The organism is Thermoflavimicrobium daqui, from assembly GCF_003313465.1.
Lineage (GTDB): Bacteria > Bacillota > Bacilli > Thermoactinomycetales > Thermoactinomycetaceae > Thermoflavimicrobium > Thermoflavimicrobium daqui.
Genome location: NZ_KZ845669.1, coordinates 30,183 through 44,389, shown reverse-complemented (window position 1 = coordinate 44,389; position 14,207 = coordinate 30,183). Strand labels below are relative to the sequence as shown.

Annotated in this window: 12 protein-coding genes and 2 tRNA genes; all 14 read right to left on the bottom strand. The window is 38.5% G+C overall.

Going from position 1 to position 14,207, the window contains the following annotated elements:
- Window positions 1-353: 353 nt before the first annotated feature.
- Entirely contained in the window at window positions 354-2,366 is a 2,013-nt protein-coding gene (ftsH, locus tag DL897_RS12550; protein WP_113659496.1) for an ATP-dependent zinc metalloprotease FtsH, read from the bottom strand.
- A gap of 89 nt (window positions 2,367-2,455) precedes the next feature.
- Window positions 2,456-2,995 carry a hypoxanthine phosphoribosyltransferase gene (hpt, locus tag DL897_RS12545; RefSeq protein WP_113659495.1) on the bottom strand — a complete coding sequence of 180 codons (540 nt, stop codon included), beginning with the start codon at window positions 2,993-2,995 and terminating at the stop codon, window positions 2,456-2,458.
- A gap of 56 nt (window positions 2,996-3,051) precedes the next feature.
- Complete coding sequence (tilS, locus tag DL897_RS12540; RefSeq protein ID WP_113659494.1) at window positions 3,052-4,479, bottom strand: tRNA lysidine(34) synthetase TilS; 1,428 nt, start codon at window positions 4,477-4,479, stop codon at window positions 3,052-3,054.
- Between the two features lie 279 nt (window positions 4,480-4,758).
- The gene (gene spoIIE, locus DL897_RS12535) at window positions 4,759-7,218 is read right to left on the bottom strand and encodes a stage II sporulation protein E (RefSeq protein ID WP_113659493.1); all 2,460 of its coding nucleotides are present in this window, start codon (window positions 7,216-7,218) and stop codon (window positions 4,759-4,761) included.
- Window positions 7,219-7,588: 370 nt separating this feature from the next.
- Entirely contained in the window at window positions 7,589-8,071 is a 483-nt protein-coding gene (locus DL897_RS12530) for a ribonuclease FAU-1 family protein (protein ID WP_168188785.1), read from the bottom strand.
- Between the two features lie 140 nt (window positions 8,072-8,211).
- Window positions 8,212-8,288: transfer RNA gene (locus DL897_RS12525), tRNA-Met, on the bottom strand.
- A 7-nt stretch (window positions 8,289-8,295) separates the two neighbouring features.
- A tRNA-Met gene (locus DL897_RS12520) sits at window positions 8,296-8,371 on the bottom strand.
- Between the two features lie 182 nt (window positions 8,372-8,553).
- Window positions 8,554-8,940: an FtsB family cell division protein gene (locus DL897_RS12515; protein ID WP_113659491.1), complete on the bottom strand. Its 387-nt coding sequence runs from the start codon at window positions 8,938-8,940 to the stop codon at window positions 8,554-8,556.
- A 5-nt stretch (window positions 8,941-8,945) separates the two neighbouring features.
- Window positions 8,946-9,485, bottom strand: a complete 540-nt coding sequence (yabQ, locus tag DL897_RS12510; RefSeq protein ID WP_113659490.1) for a spore cortex biosynthesis protein YabQ — start codon at window positions 9,483-9,485, stop codon at window positions 8,946-8,948.
- Window positions 9,482-9,769: a sporulation protein YabP gene (gene yabP, locus DL897_RS12505; protein ID WP_113659489.1), complete on the bottom strand. Its 288-nt coding sequence runs from the start codon at window positions 9,767-9,769 to the stop codon at window positions 9,482-9,484. The genes yabQ and yabP overlap by 4 nt, the downstream gene beginning before the upstream one ends.
- Window positions 9,770-9,810: 41 nt before the next feature.
- Window positions 9,811-10,092, bottom strand: a complete 282-nt coding sequence (locus tag DL897_RS12500; RefSeq protein WP_240627427.1) for an RNA-binding S4 domain-containing protein — start codon at window positions 10,090-10,092, stop codon at window positions 9,811-9,813.
- A 130-nt stretch (window positions 10,093-10,222) separates the two neighbouring features.
- Window positions 10,223-11,701, bottom strand: coding sequence for a bifunctional methyltransferase/pyrophosphohydrolase YabN (yabN, locus tag DL897_RS12495; RefSeq protein ID WP_113659488.1), 1,479 nt, complete (start codon window positions 11,699-11,701; stop codon window positions 10,223-10,225).
- A 12-nt stretch (window positions 11,702-11,713) separates the two neighbouring features.
- On the bottom strand, window positions 11,714-13,315 hold the full coding sequence (locus DL897_RS12490; protein ID WP_113659487.1) for a putative polysaccharide biosynthesis protein: 1,602 nt from the start codon (window positions 13,313-13,315) through the stop codon (window positions 11,714-11,716).
- 313 nt (window positions 13,316-13,628) lie between these two features.
- Window positions 13,629-14,171 carry a stage V sporulation protein T gene (gene spoVT, locus DL897_RS12485; protein ID WP_113659608.1) on the bottom strand — a complete coding sequence of 181 codons (543 nt, stop codon included), beginning with the start codon at window positions 14,169-14,171 and terminating at the stop codon, window positions 13,629-13,631.
- Between the last annotated feature and the right edge of the window lie 36 nt (window positions 14,172-14,207).

The window sequence follows — 14,207 nt, the reverse complement described above, 5'->3', positions numbered from 1 at the left end:
AATCTAAATAAGGAAGACATTATAGAAGTTCGACATTTCTTGTTCCGTAAGATGGGTTCTCCTAGCCGAAAAATATCTCGTCTCGTTACCTATTAATAGTGAATCGAGCTGAATTCACCTTTTTTAAATACAGTATTTTTGATAAGTAATACAATAACAGCATGTCGCATAATTCGATTGAAAATCCAGATCATACTAGGAGTTAGACAAAATCGTTTTTGTATAGAATCAACTTTGCGCCAAACCTTTAGCGGAAGTGAGTTCAAAAACGAGAGTGGCTGATTAAGAGGGCAACCTCAATAAGATACAAACCCATTCATACAAAAAGGAGGGGATTTTCCCCTCCTTTTTGGCTACATTTGATCTTTTTTATCTTCAATATGACTCGTTGTAGGTGGGAATGATTGTGGTGAGGTATATTTTCTAGATGAATACTTATCTTCATTAAGAGAAGAGGATTGCTCAGTTTCAGAGCTCTCTTTGATCTCTTCTTCTTTACTATTAATATTCACTCTAACCCCATCATCATCTAACTTTCCCGTCTCGATCAAATTCTTAATCTGTTCTTCATCTAAAGTTTCACGTTCAAGCAGAGTTTGCGCCAATAGATCTAACTTGTCACGATATTTAAGCAAGACCTCTTTGGCTCGAGTATAACACTTACGAATCATATCTTGCATTTCTAGATCGATTTCATATGCAATCTTATCACTATAATTTTGTTCGTGACCTAAATCACGACCTAAGAATACATGACCAGAAGAGCGTCCATACAACATCGTACCAAGTTTATCGCTCATTCCATATTCAGTGATCATTGCTCGAACAATTGCAGTCGCTTTTTCAAAGTCATTACTTGCGCCAGTACTTACTTCACCAAAGACGATCTCCTCAGCTACACGACCACCAAGCAGACCAGTCACCCGGTCAAGCAGCTCATTTTTCGTTGCTAAGAAACGATCTTCTTTCGGCAACATCATTGCATATCCACCAGCCTGCCCACGTGGAACAATGGTAACCTTATGCACTACATCTGCATGTTCACAGAAATAGCCCACAAGTGTATGCCCTGCTTCGTGATAAGCAACAATTTTTCTCTCTTTTTCACTAATAACTCGACTCTTCTTCTGCGGACCAGCAATAACCCGATCCACAGCTTCATCGATTTCTTCCATACTAATCTTTTCTTTATTTGCACGTGCCGCTAAGAGAGCCGCTTCATTTAATAAGTTCTCTAAATCTGCTCCAGAAAAACCTGTTGTCCGCTGTGCCACAACACTAAGCTTAACACTGTCAGCTATTGGTTTATTCCGAGCATGTACTTTGAGTACTGCCTCCCGTCCTTTTACATCCGGTCTATTCACCAATATCTGGCGATCAAAGCGCCCTGGACGTAGAAGAGCTGGGTCAAGAATATCCGGACGGTTTGTCGCAGCCATAATAATAATTCCAGCATTTGCGTCAAATCCATCCATCTCTACAAGTAACTGGTTCAAGGTTTGTTCACGTTCGTCATGTCCGCCACCAAGCCCTGCTCCACGTTGCCGACCCACAGCATCAATCTCATCGATGAAAATAATACATGGGGCATTTTTCTTAGCCTGTTCAAACAAGTCGCGTACACGTGATGCACCAACACCAACAAACATTTCAACAAAATCAGATCCACTAATAGAGAAGAAAGGAACTTTTGCTTCACCTGCTACTGCACGTGCCAAAAGTGTTTTCCCTGTTCCAGGAGGTCCTACTAAGAGAACTCCTTTAGGGATTCGTGCTCCCATTTTGGTAAAACGACGATTATCTCTCAAAAACTCAACGATTTCCACTAATTCTGCTTTCTCTTCATCCGCTCCAGCTACATCATCAAAAGTGACACGCTTTTTCTCTTCATTATAGAGCTTGGCTTTACTCTTGCCGAAATTCATCACCCGGCTGCCACCGCCCTGAGCTTGATTTAACAGGAAGAAAAAGAGAAGAAGAACAATGACAAATGGAATCACTGAAGTGAAAAGGGTTAACCAAACGGAATCTCCTTTGGCCTTTTCTACATTAATATCCTCAATCTTATTTGTGTCCTTGGCCTTATCTAAATCAGCAAGCACTCGATCGCTTTGTGGTGCTTGTAAGACAAACCCTTTAATTCGTTTGTCTTGTGGCTTCTTATATTCACCTTCAATATGATAAGTCCCATTCTCTGGACGCAGAGTGACTTTTGCGAACTCCCCTTGCATCAGCTTCGTTCTATAGTCATAATAACTCAACTTCTGTGTTTGCGAATCGGAGTTTGCAATCATATTGATTACGCCGATCGTTACTAAAATAAGAATGACATAGAGTATTCCATGCCTGAGGAAGTTATTTTTCATTCCTGGCCTCCTCTCAATCCGCTTCTCTCATTGTATCATAGGCAAACATTCATACTCAATAGGTCAATAAAGATCAAAAGTATGGAAAACTATGAACGATACAGTTCCTCTTTCAAAACACCGATATAAGGTAAATTCCGATACTTTTCAGCGTAATCCATTCCATATCCGACAATAAATTTATTCGGAATCGAAAAACCAAAGTAATCTGGAGATAAATTCGTTTTTCGCCGTTCGGGTTTATCAAGCAGAGTTACGACTTTTACAGATTTAGCATTTCGTGCTTTCAAAAGATCAATGAGATAACTTAGTGTCAATCCAGAGTCAATAATATCTTCAACAATTAAAACATGTCTACCTTCAACAGATGCCTCTAAATCTTTGATGATTCGAACTACCCCTGAAGATTGCGTAGAAGCACCATAACTGGATACAGCCATAAAGTCCATCTCAAGGGATATATCCATCGCTCGAGTGAGATCCGCCATAAATGGTACTGCACCCTTTAAAACACAAATACAAAGTGGCTGTAGATTAGTATATTCTTCACGCAATTCATCAGCTAACTTTTTTACTCTTTCTTGAATTTCCTCTTTCGTTATCAGAATCTCCTCAATATCTTGATGCATGAATATCCTCCTAGTTCAAACCATTATGTAGCTATTATAGGATGAGAAACGCCTTATCATTCAACAACATGCCATATAAAATAAAGAAATCGTTTTGTCTCTGAAGAAACAGGAGCGATATTAGACCGTTTGGTACCTACAATCCATAAAATTTGATCCCCTGCTATTACAACGGGTTGAAGTCCTCGCTTGTGTCGCGGTATTTTTGCTTCCATCAAAATTTTTTTCACCTTTTTAGTACCCTTCATACCTAAGCAAGTCATACGATCTCCAGGCATTCTTGATCGTATCAAAATGGGTTGTTTCAAAATCTCATCATCCGCATCAAATACAGCAACATTTTCAAAAGAATGGTTGCAGTAGTTGTTCAGTGGTTCACTAGTGACCTTGACCTCCATTGCTCCTCCAAGCTCAGGGATTTTAGTTACACCAGGAATCTTTAAAGTAACCGATTTACCTTGAGAATGATTCCATTCCTCTTCATGAAGATCCCTAGTAGTAAACCAGACTACTTCATATTCACGATATATGCGTATCCCATGTGGTAAATGGATCGTTCCAGAAGGATGCGGATGTCTAGCAAAGTCTCTGATTCTCTCAACCGCTTCATGAGTCAATTCACTTGTTCCGTCGTTCACAAGACAACTTAATATTAGTTTAACCACTCTTCTTTGTAAAGCAATAGGCAGATTCAGTAATCGCCTTATATTTACCCCTGTCCGATCTAGTTTATCTTGGACGAGCACTTTAGAGAGAGCCTCTTGTACCAAGCTTTTCCAGACTTTTTCTTCCTCTGTAACGATATCCCCTAACTGTAAAATTGCTTCTTGTACATTGGAATTATATTGCATAAGCTCAGGAATTAGCTTTAGTCGTACTCGATTACGCGTATATTTTAGTGAAAAGTTACTCTGATCTTGCCGCGGCATAATCTTTTGCTCTTCTAAGTAGTGTTCAATCTCTTTTCTCCTGATCTGTAGTAAGGGGCGAATAATCTTAAGGTCCTGCCACTGTCTACTCATAGCCATACCACTAAGACCTGCAACACCCGTTCCACGAAGAAAACGCATTAAAATAGTCTCTACCTGATCATCAGCATGATGAGCCAAAGCTAAAGTACGAATCTGTAGGTGCTTTGCAGCTCGTTGAAATGCCTCATAACGAAGCCTTCTCGCCACAGATTGTGAGTTCCCTCCTGACTCAAGAGCAGCCATTACATCAACGCATTCAATTCGATAAGGGATTTGCCATTTTAGACAATAGTTTTCCACATACTCTGCATCTTCTTCACTCTCTTGACCACGTAACTGATGATTGACATGAATAACATATAAGTGCCAATTGTTTTTTGCAGATAACTGTTGCAGTCCAGAGAGAAGCGCCATTGAATCTGGGCCACCAGAAACACCAACTAATACCCTTTCATCTGGAGATAGAAGGTGATATTTTGTTATTTCCTTTTCCAGCTGTTTTAAAAACAACATAACCTTCCCTTCACAATGAAAAACCCGGAAAATCCGGGATTTATCTCATTTCTCTTTTTCTTATCTTATTCCTTTTTATTTTTGGAAGCAAATTGTGAAATTTTTTGTCAAATAATCCACCAAATCTACTCTAAATTTAAATATAATGTTTTCTAGTAGCCTTTTTTTCTTTTTCGTACTATTCTCCTCGGATGAAAATTAGCAAAATTCCATCTAACTGGAAAAAGGAAATTGGTTTGTGAACAGACTACACCCTCTATTCTAAAAACCGTGCACAAATCAAGCCATTTTCGGGCGCTCTATACGTGAAAGTCCAGCTAATCGAATCGTTGACCACTCAGGGACATAACGTTCCAATTTGGCAACAATCACTGTCATATCATCAAGAATTTGCCCACCATGTTGCCTTACCACTTTCTCTAGTAAACAATCAGCAAAACCTTGCGGATCCTTGGTATCAATCTCCGAGATCAAGCGCTTCATCAATAAATCCTTATTAACAGTATGACCTGGCGCATCGTAAATACCATCTGTCACCATAATAAGCATATCTCCTACTTCTAATTTCATTTCGATAGCATCCACATCGATTTCATTTAAAATTCCAATGGGAGGATTTGAGGAAAATAAGGTAAGCACTTCTTTCCCTCTTTTTATAAAGCCAGGTGTTGATCCGATTTTCATAAATCGTGCATGTGCAGTATTCAAATCAATCATAGCCAAGTCAATCGTAGCAAACATCTCATCTGTAGAGCGCAAACTTAAAATCGAATTCACTGTTTCTACAGCCCGCTCCTCATGTACCCCCGCTTGGAGCAATCTCCTTAAAAGTTTAAGAGCAGCACTACTTTCTTCTTGAGCCCGTTCCCCATTCCCCATGCCATCACTTAAAGCAACAGCATATTTACCTGTACCAAGACTCATATAACAATAACTATCACCTGATACAAATCCACCTCCCTTAGCCACAGTAGCTACTCCTGCTTTAAGTGTAAAGCGTTGCGCTGATCCTAAAGTTATCACAGCACTTTGAGCTCGATCTTGTACGACCTTACGAAATACAGCGATCGGCTCACCAACAATTTCTGTCAATAACGGAGCAACCAGTTTTCTACACTCATCAAGTGCATCTTGGTGAGGCATAATTACTTCAATTTCTACTCTTCCTTCTTCTAGACTGATAATATCGACCCGTTGAATAGAAACTCCTAACTCCTCTAACGCTTCATGGATTTGCTCTTCTTGTGCCGCCTGAACTTGAGTCTCATGGCGAATTTCATCGGCTAATTTCTCCATCACCTCAGCCATTCCTGTTAACTGTTCAGATACTAAGCGTCGAGATTCTTTCACCTTATCTTTCCAATAAACACTTTGTTCGTAATACGAATACTCATCTTGTATTACAGATAATACTCGCTCAGGATGAATACAATATTCTGCCCACTCACGCGGTGCCGCTAATTGGACTGGATTCCCTTTCATTTCAACCAAAGTCATTAAATCAGTCATTCCTTGGAAGGTACGCATAACATTCTTGTCCCAGCATTTACTAAGATTTTTACATCCATAGCAAGACTGTTGCATCACTTCTGAAATCATTTGATGAACGAGATCTTCATCCTCTTTTCTTTCTTTAGATACATCCGAAGCAAAGCTACTGGCTAATTCATAGAATAAGACCGTAAATTGCTCAACTTTTGCTGCTGTAACATCTCGCAACCGACGAGCATAATCATAGTGAGCTACTTGGTTTTCTGATGTACCAGGTACTATCTTGGCGATACTTTGATAAACGAATTGAGGTGTTAACCAAAATAATAAAATGGATACCAATGATTCCCAAAATGAAATCCAAATCGCTTTTTCTGTTCCATCATATAGATTTAGCATGAGTGAACCAAAGAGAAAACCAAATGATACACCTATTTTCTTTCCTTCCTTCATCAAACCTGCTAAGAGTCCCGCAAAGGCAAGAAGACTGATCTCAAGCATGGCTTTTGGATCCGATAAGCTTAAAATAATCCCTGTTACAACTCCCATGGATGAACCTAACATAGCACCACCCACAAAAGCCAATACCAAGACAATATAGCGTGATACAATATGCACAATAGATAAATCCCAAACAAACCATCCCATTGTCCCAGTCATTACCGAGCCGACTAAGATAACGAGACAAACGATTTCCTCTGGTCTAAGTGTCAATCTTTTTTTCTTAACTGTAACGAGTGGCAAGGAATGTATAAATATCAGACTTAGTATCCAACTAAGTAAAATATCTAACGTTGATAACATCAATTGATATACTGAAAAACCACTCCACCATATCAAAATCAGGTGGCCCACGGCGCTGCTTGCCAAAACGACAAACGGAACATAATTGATTTGTCCCTTTCCAACCCAAGTAAAAACTTTCTGTATTAGCAAAAATAAGGTTAAAAAACAAGCAATTCGTACTGAGTGAACTACATCTAAGGTAGATGCTCCCGAAACTAATGAAAGCCAGATGAGTAGCCAAGCTTTCCGTTTTAAATGAATCATCACACCTAAGAAAGCTATAGCAAAAGGAGAAACAGTTTCCAAAATCATAGCCCTTCCTAACAAAAACCCCATAAAGATAATCGGTATATTCCACATATGAAAGAGATAATGGGTCCATCTTTTTTGCTTACTTTTGAAAGACCGAATCCATTTCTCCCATAGACCATTTCTATTCTCCTTACATACGGACATACTCATCACACCCACCCCTTCAGCTCATTTGTGACACCCATTATAGCGAGATGAATAGGGAAAGTTTGTCAAATTAGCTGCATAAAGTAAAAAATTTTTCCGACATTTTTTGCAGCATCCCTTTCCACTAATAAATAAAAGGGGTTTACTTCTTTTCAACTCCTACAAACCAGTAAAAAAAAGCTTCCCCTATAGATGGGGAAGTCAACTAGAATTCAATCATTCTTTGTCGAATTAACTCAAAGTAAAAAAGCCAACGACAAAACTTTTCAATTTTATCGTTGGTTGGATTATAACACCATATACTTTGCAGTTTGTTTATAGAGATCGTTTCTAAAAGGGATTCCTTATTACCATTTAGTGACTCCTTTAGATACTACCGTCTTGCTCTTCCTACCAAAGGAAACATTTTTGCTTCTTGGATAAATGGAGGAATCAAGTTTTTATCAGTAGTCAAACGAAGCATCCGATCTAGTGTACGGAGAGCATGAACTTGTTGTCTTTTTTTCAAATGTCCTTTTTCCACAGAGTCCGCAAACTCATCAACATCAATAAGATGATACCGTCCATCTGGATAAACAATGAGATCTAGCAATAGATCTACCATAACATAGCGAAGGCGACCGGTTTGATGCATTTCCATGACATCGCAGTAATAGTATAAAAATTCCCCTGATCGTTTAAAAACTTTGGAAATCGTGTACCCTTTCTTTACAAAATAATAGGTCAAAAAAATACGTTTTCCATCTGGATTCGCATACTGTGTTGCAAAACAATGCCTCCCCCGCCAATCTCTTACCAACTCTGTATACGTCTTATTAATTGTTGTAAATTTTATTTTTTTGATCACTACATTCACATATACTCCCACACTTTCTCGGAAAACATCCCTAACACCAACAGGATTCCCTAAAAGTTCCTTTTCGAAATGAAAAAAAGGCGATTTCCCATCCCTCATTTGACCAGGGAGGTACTTCGCCTTATAACTACATACATATCTGGTAGCGGCGGAGGGGCTCGAACCCCCGACCTCACGGGTATGAACCGTACGCTCTAGCCAGCTGAGCTACGCCGCCATAATTTTGGTTGCGGGGACAGGATTTGAACCTGCGACCTTCGGGTTATGAGCCCGACGAGCTACCAACTGCTCCACCCCGCGTCGTTATCTTTTATTCATTTCAGCCGCGAACAATATCTATTATATATAGACCAATAAACGAAGTCAAGCATTTAATAATATTTTTTTTACATAAAGTTTGTTGCGAAGAATAGTTCAACACTTATATATAAAATGACCTCCTGCTCGACAGCAATAGAGGTCATTTTATATAACTCATTCGATTATTTCTTCTCATGTTCTGTTTCATAATTTTGTTCCCCTGGTTTGATGTAGCCAAGTTTATGTGCCAGTTCCAGCAGGAAATTCGTATCATTTAACTGTTGAACCTCTTTTTTTAGCTGGTTTGTCTGTTGCTTCACAACGACTAATTCCTTCTGTTTTTGGATTAGTACTTCTTCTTTATTCCATATACGAAATTGTTGAATGACTAATTGAACTCCTGCCCAACTAAGTATAAACACCATCAACCCAAGCCAAATCATTCTACGTCTTCGTGCTGCTGGATGCAAGGTTTGCTTTGGGTTAGCAGACTCTTGATTCCCTTCGATTATCTTAGACCTAGGGGAACGAAAAGCAAGCACTTTTTCTGATTTAGACTTCGCTGCCATTCATTTCACCCCTTTTTCTTAAAATCAAGCCACCACTTTTTCCATCTACTATACAAATGAAAAGCCCTCTTAATAACAGGTGAAATAAGATAATTTAAAGGCTTAAGTAACCAAATAATCGGGAGTGTAAACAGTCTCCAAATCAACTGCAATAACCTATTTAACCATCCACAGAGCGTAATTACTGGAAGCCAAATCAAAAGCCTTAGCAAATGAAATATCCAACGAAACAAAAGTTCCATCAAATATATAGTTAGTTCAATTAAATAGACAACCCATCTACTTAACCATTGATAATAAACAAACAATCCAAGCAAAACGGCAATAAAAATATAAAAGCGAAGTTGTCCCCAATTACTCCATAACAGTAAACTAAATACCAACCAAGTAGCCACAAACCAGTATAATAAATCGATAAGAGAAACAGTCCATCCTTTTAGACGAAAGCGGTCCTTTAATGCTTGATATGTATCTAAGATCGCTCCTAGGAGAAACCCCGAGCCAAACATCGTCATCATGGTTAATACCTGTGTCTGTAATGTCACCGGAATAACCTACTCCATATTCCTTTACTTTTATCTGCTCGGGGAAGGCTCGTCTCTAAATAAGAAAACTCCACGAAATGACCTTCAATCGTAACGAATCCCTGTTCCAAATCCAAATTTTTTATGTGTAACTCTTGTCCACGAATTCCCAAGAATCCACAGTCTGTTTGTAATAAAAATTCTTCACTATCAAAGCTCTCTACACTTAATACACCACTTACCTCTAAAATGTTCCGATCCTTTAAAATAACTTCATGTTGTTTCTGTGTTGTTTGTTCTACCATAACATGTACCTCCTTCTCCTTGGTACATGTTATGGACAAAATTAAAAGCTTAGAACATCTGAATCGGATTGCAACTTTTCTTCACGAAGCAAAGTATACATTAGTCCAGCTTCATCTTTTTTTGCATTCTCCACAATTTTTTCAATACGCACTGTTACAATCTTCTGTCCAAATCGAATCGTTAATTCATCACCAACGGAGATATTTGTCCCCGCTTTGGCTGGTTTCCCATCTACCAATACCCGACCTTGGTCACAAACTTCCTTGGCTAGTGTACGACGCTTTACAAGCCTAGAAACTTTTAAAAATTTGTCTAGTCGCATCATATCATCACTACTTTCTATCTCATACACCTCTGACTGAATTCGTGATAAAAATGGAAATACCTCCCATATTTATCATCTCTTAAAGAAACTTAAACGAAAAAGATAATTACCTCCATCTCCTTTTGCATTACTCCTTATTTTGCTCTTTTTCTATCCTTTTACTTTCATCCCACCATGCATCAAGTTGATTCATCCCAATCTTTTCCATGTCTTTTCCTATATGACGTGCTTTCTCTTCTAAATAACGAAAACGGCGGGCAAATTTCTGAGTAGCCTTAAAAAGAGCAATCTCCGGATTTACTTCATACATTCGCGCTACTGAAGTCATAATGAACAGGAGATCTCCAATCTCTTCTTCTTGTTCGAATTTCGTTTTGGCAAGTCTTAGTTCATCTAGCTCTTCCGCAACTTTCATTAAGACATCTTCTTTTTTCTCCCAATCAAATCCCACTTTGGCCGCTTTTTTATGCTGTTCATACGCATGTAAAAGAACAGGTAAACCTTTGGTAATCTCATCTAAGATAGATGTCTTTCCTATCTCTTGCCCTTGCTCTTGTTTTTTTATTTCTTCCCAATTGTATTTAACATCTTCAGCAGTTTCTGCACTTGCCTGTCCAAACACATGAGGATGGCGGCGTATCATCTTTTCAGTAAGGCACTTGATGACTTCATAGATATCGAATATACCATCTTCTTTGGCAATTTGCGAGTGTAGCATGACTTGTAATAAAACATCTCCCAATTCATCCGCCATCGCTTCTACATCGTCATTATGTACAGCTTCAATAAACTCATAGGCTTCCTCAATGAGATATGGAAGTAAGGTCTCATGTGTTTGCTTACGATCCCAAGGGCATCCTTCTGGACTCCGTAAGAAAGCAATCACATTTTCTAAATAGTCAAAACGCCTATATAAGACCTTTTCCTCACGAACCGGAGAAATATATATAGATGTCAAGTCATTAAAAATATGAAGTCGGTCCAATTGATACAGTGGAACGGACCGTATCATCTCGGTATCAGCGATCCCTAAATCCGTTACTACCTTTATCTCGTAGTCGTCAGGATATATTTCCATCAAAGCTAGTTTAACATCAGATGCTACCAATCGATCATATACTTGGCTAATTAGTATATGTAAGCGAGGATTTATCATTTCAGTCTTTAAATCATTGCCATCTAACATCATAAATCCTTCAATGGGATCAATCCCTAAACGAGCAAATGCAATATCGAGAAAGCTTCCTCCTCCACGAATATCTAACTCAATCTCTCGTTTCGGCGCTAACTCCTTAAGTAGTTTTACTGTCCGCTCTGCAACCATTGGGTGTCCCGGCACAGCATAAACGATATTTTCATGCATTTCCGCCAGCTCTAATAAACGGGTGACAATCTCTTGATAGACTAAGTCAAAGTCAGAAAGTGATTCATAAACATGATCAAAAGTATGAAAGTTCATTTCTTTTTGTCTAAGCCATTTTACAACAGGGTGATTTTCTGTACGTAGCCAAATCATATCGCCATGGTTTAAAACTGCTAATGTTCCTATAGGCAAAGCTGTTTCATCACCAAATCCTAAACCAACAATAGTTATTTTCCTCTTCATTTTTTTCCTCCTCTACGAGCGAAGTAAACGCCATTTATGTAAAATAGGGGCAATTTTTTTCTTTAGCTTTGGTATTTTTTCTAAATCAGATACTGTTAATACCTGAAAGCGAAATATTGCCCAAACAAAACTTAAGAATCCAACCATTACCGCAAATAGTGCAGTTAATGTCATGGATAAACGAAGTGTTAGACCTGAAGTAATCCAAAATGAAAGATACATCGCTCCAAAGGTAGTCATTGACATCCATATCACTGCCATTCCTAGTTTCTTTAGAAATCCGCTTGCACGAAGTGTTACACCTATCTTCCTCAATGCAAGGAAATTTAGGAAGGTAGATATTCCATAAGAAATGACAGTTGCCATAGCTGCACCTCTTATATCAAAAAGCGGAATGAATATTAAATTGGCGATTAGTTTGATCCCTACACCTATAAACAAATAAATGACAGGTAAATAAACCTTGCCATACCCTTGTAATATTCCTGTTGAGGTTAAATTAAGTGTTAAGAAAAGCGCTGTAAAAGCCAAAATAGATAAAGCTACTGAGCCTTGTTGATCCTTAAATAACATGACATTGGTCGGCATTGCAATAATACTTAATCCAATTGCAGCAGGTAGTCCTGTTAACCAAGTCATCCGAATAGCTAATTTTGCCCGTTCACAAGCTTCTTGGTCATTTTTTAATGCCCTCGCTTCAGCAATTGCTGGAACAATCGATAAAGAGATCGCTGTAGCAAAAAAAGAAGCAAATTGGATAAGAGGCTGCCCACGATCAAATACACCTTTTAATGTAATGGCTTCATCCATCCCAAACTGGCGGGTTAATAAGTTGGCAACTGTAAAAGAGTCGACCAATGAGAATAGTGGAATGACTAATGCTCCTAAACAAATGGGCAATGATAAAAGGAGAACTTGCTTTATAATTTTCTGGATGGTTTCAGGAGAAGTATTAGACTCCTCCTCTTTTACTTTATATTTCCCTTTTTTATATAAGAAAGCAAAGAGAAAAACGACCGAGGCTATAGCACCCGTTACTGCACCAAACACAGCTCCAGCCCCAGCATAGACGATCCCAAACCCAAATTCGATGAAATACCAAGATAAGAAAATAATGGTACATACCCGTATAAATTGTTCGATTGTCTGCGAAATAGCTGTTGGAAACATATTTTGCTGGCCTTGAAAAAAGCCTCGTATAGCTGCCACAATGGGTACAATTAATAAAGCAAATGAAACCGATTGAATCGGCAAAGTTAATAGCTCACGGTTTCCCATCCATTCAGCCAGTTGATTTGCACTGAAAAATAATACGCTAAAAAAAATGATCCCAATCAAAATGAGTATGACAAGGGAAACATGGAATACTCTTTTCGCTCCTTGATGATCTCCTGCTGCTACTCGCTCAGATACAAGCTTGGAAATCGCTACTGGGAATCCCGCAGTAGCCATCGCTAAGAGTGTACTGTATAAAGGATAAACTTGTTGATATACAAACATGCCTTCATTTCCTGTTATATTTTGATAAGGAACGCGATATATTGCTCCAAGTATTTTGCAAAATAGGGTAGCAAATCCAAGAATCGCTGCTCCTTTCATAAAGGATTGCTTCATCTGCCTGATTTAGTCCCCTTTCAATATGGCACTGATTCTCATTATACAAAAGCACGAAAGGTTGGCAAATCCAGAACGAAAATAAAAAACTGAGAACAATATTAGAAGGCCGACTACTTTTTAGAATAGCCGGCCTTCTATAACTTGACCTAATGAATTTATTAAGGTTTTTTTGTCAGCAAAGACTTTAGAACCATCAAGCTCAAAAAACTTTTCAAACCTCGACCCGGATGGTCCCGTTCCTTTTTTTTACCGGATACTATGCATTTCTTAAAAATCGTTTATATAAAAGAAAACCCATCTTATGGATGGCTTATTGTTCCATCTGTTTGCCTAAAAACGAAGCAACCGTACTCGCGATTTTCAGTTCAAGTTCCCCCATTTTATTTCCTTCTTTTTTGGAAATCAAAATAACAGATCCGATCGGGTCACCACCCGCATTAATTGGAACAACTATATAAGATTGCAACTCTTCAGGTACTCCTTTTATTAAATCAATGGTACTTGTGGCTGTTTCAGTCTTTGATCGTCGTTGATCCATACTAGTTTCAACGACTTCACCAATTGGTTTATTTAAATATTCCTTTTTTGATGTACCTGCTACTGCTATCACTTGATCTCGATCGCTAATTAAAGTTACATGATGTAAATTTTCATATAAGGCTTCAGCAAATTCTTGGGCAAAATCACTTAATTCACCTATAGGTGAGTACTTTTTAAGAATAACCTCGCCATCACGATCAACAAAAATCTCAAGTGGATCTCCCTCCCGGATACGAAGTGTTCGGCGAATCTCCTTAGGGATCACCACACGTCCGAGATCATCAATCCGACGAACGATGCCAGTTGCTTTCATATCTAAAACTGCCTCTCTTTCATCTAATAATGTAAT

What these genes read in the sequence shown, in the direction of transcription:
- ftsH (WP_113659496.1), bottom strand. Translation starts at nt 2,366, where the DNA reads ATGAAAAATAACTTCCTCAGGCATGGAATACTCTATGTCATTCTTATT.
- hpt (WP_113659495.1), bottom strand. Translation starts at nt 2,995, where the DNA reads ATGCATCAAGATATTGAGGAGATTCTGATAACGAAAGAGGAAATTCAA.
- tilS (WP_113659494.1), bottom strand. Translation starts at nt 4,479, where the DNA reads ATGTTGTTTTTAAAACAGCTGGAAAAGGAAATAACAAAATATCACCTT.
- spoIIE (WP_113659493.1), bottom strand. Translation starts at nt 7,218, where the DNA reads ATGAGTATGTCCGTATGTAAGGAGAATAGAAATGGTCTATGGGAGAAA.
- DL897_RS12515 (WP_113659491.1), bottom strand. Translation starts at nt 8,940, where the DNA reads ATGGCAGCGAAGTCTAAATCAGAAAAAGTGCTTGCTTTTCGTTCCCCT.
- yabP (WP_113659489.1), bottom strand. Translation starts at nt 9,769, where the DNA reads ATGGTAGAACAAACAACACAGAAACAACATGAAGTTATTTTAAAGGAT.
- DL897_RS12500 (WP_240627427.1), bottom strand. Translation starts at nt 10,092, where the DNA reads ATGCGACTAGACAAATTTTTAAAAGTTTCTAGGCTTGTAAAGCGTCGT.
- yabN (WP_113659488.1), bottom strand. Translation starts at nt 11,701, where the DNA reads ATGAAGAGGAAAATAACTATTGTTGGTTTAGGATTTGGTGATGAAACA.
- DL897_RS12490 (WP_113659487.1), bottom strand. Translation starts at nt 13,315, where the DNA reads ATGAAGCAATCCTTTATGAAAGGAGCAGCGATTCTTGGATTTGCTACC.
- spoVT (WP_113659608.1), bottom strand. Translation starts at nt 14,171, where the DNA reads ATGAAAGCAACTGGCATCGTTCGTCGGATTGATGATCTCGGACGTGTG.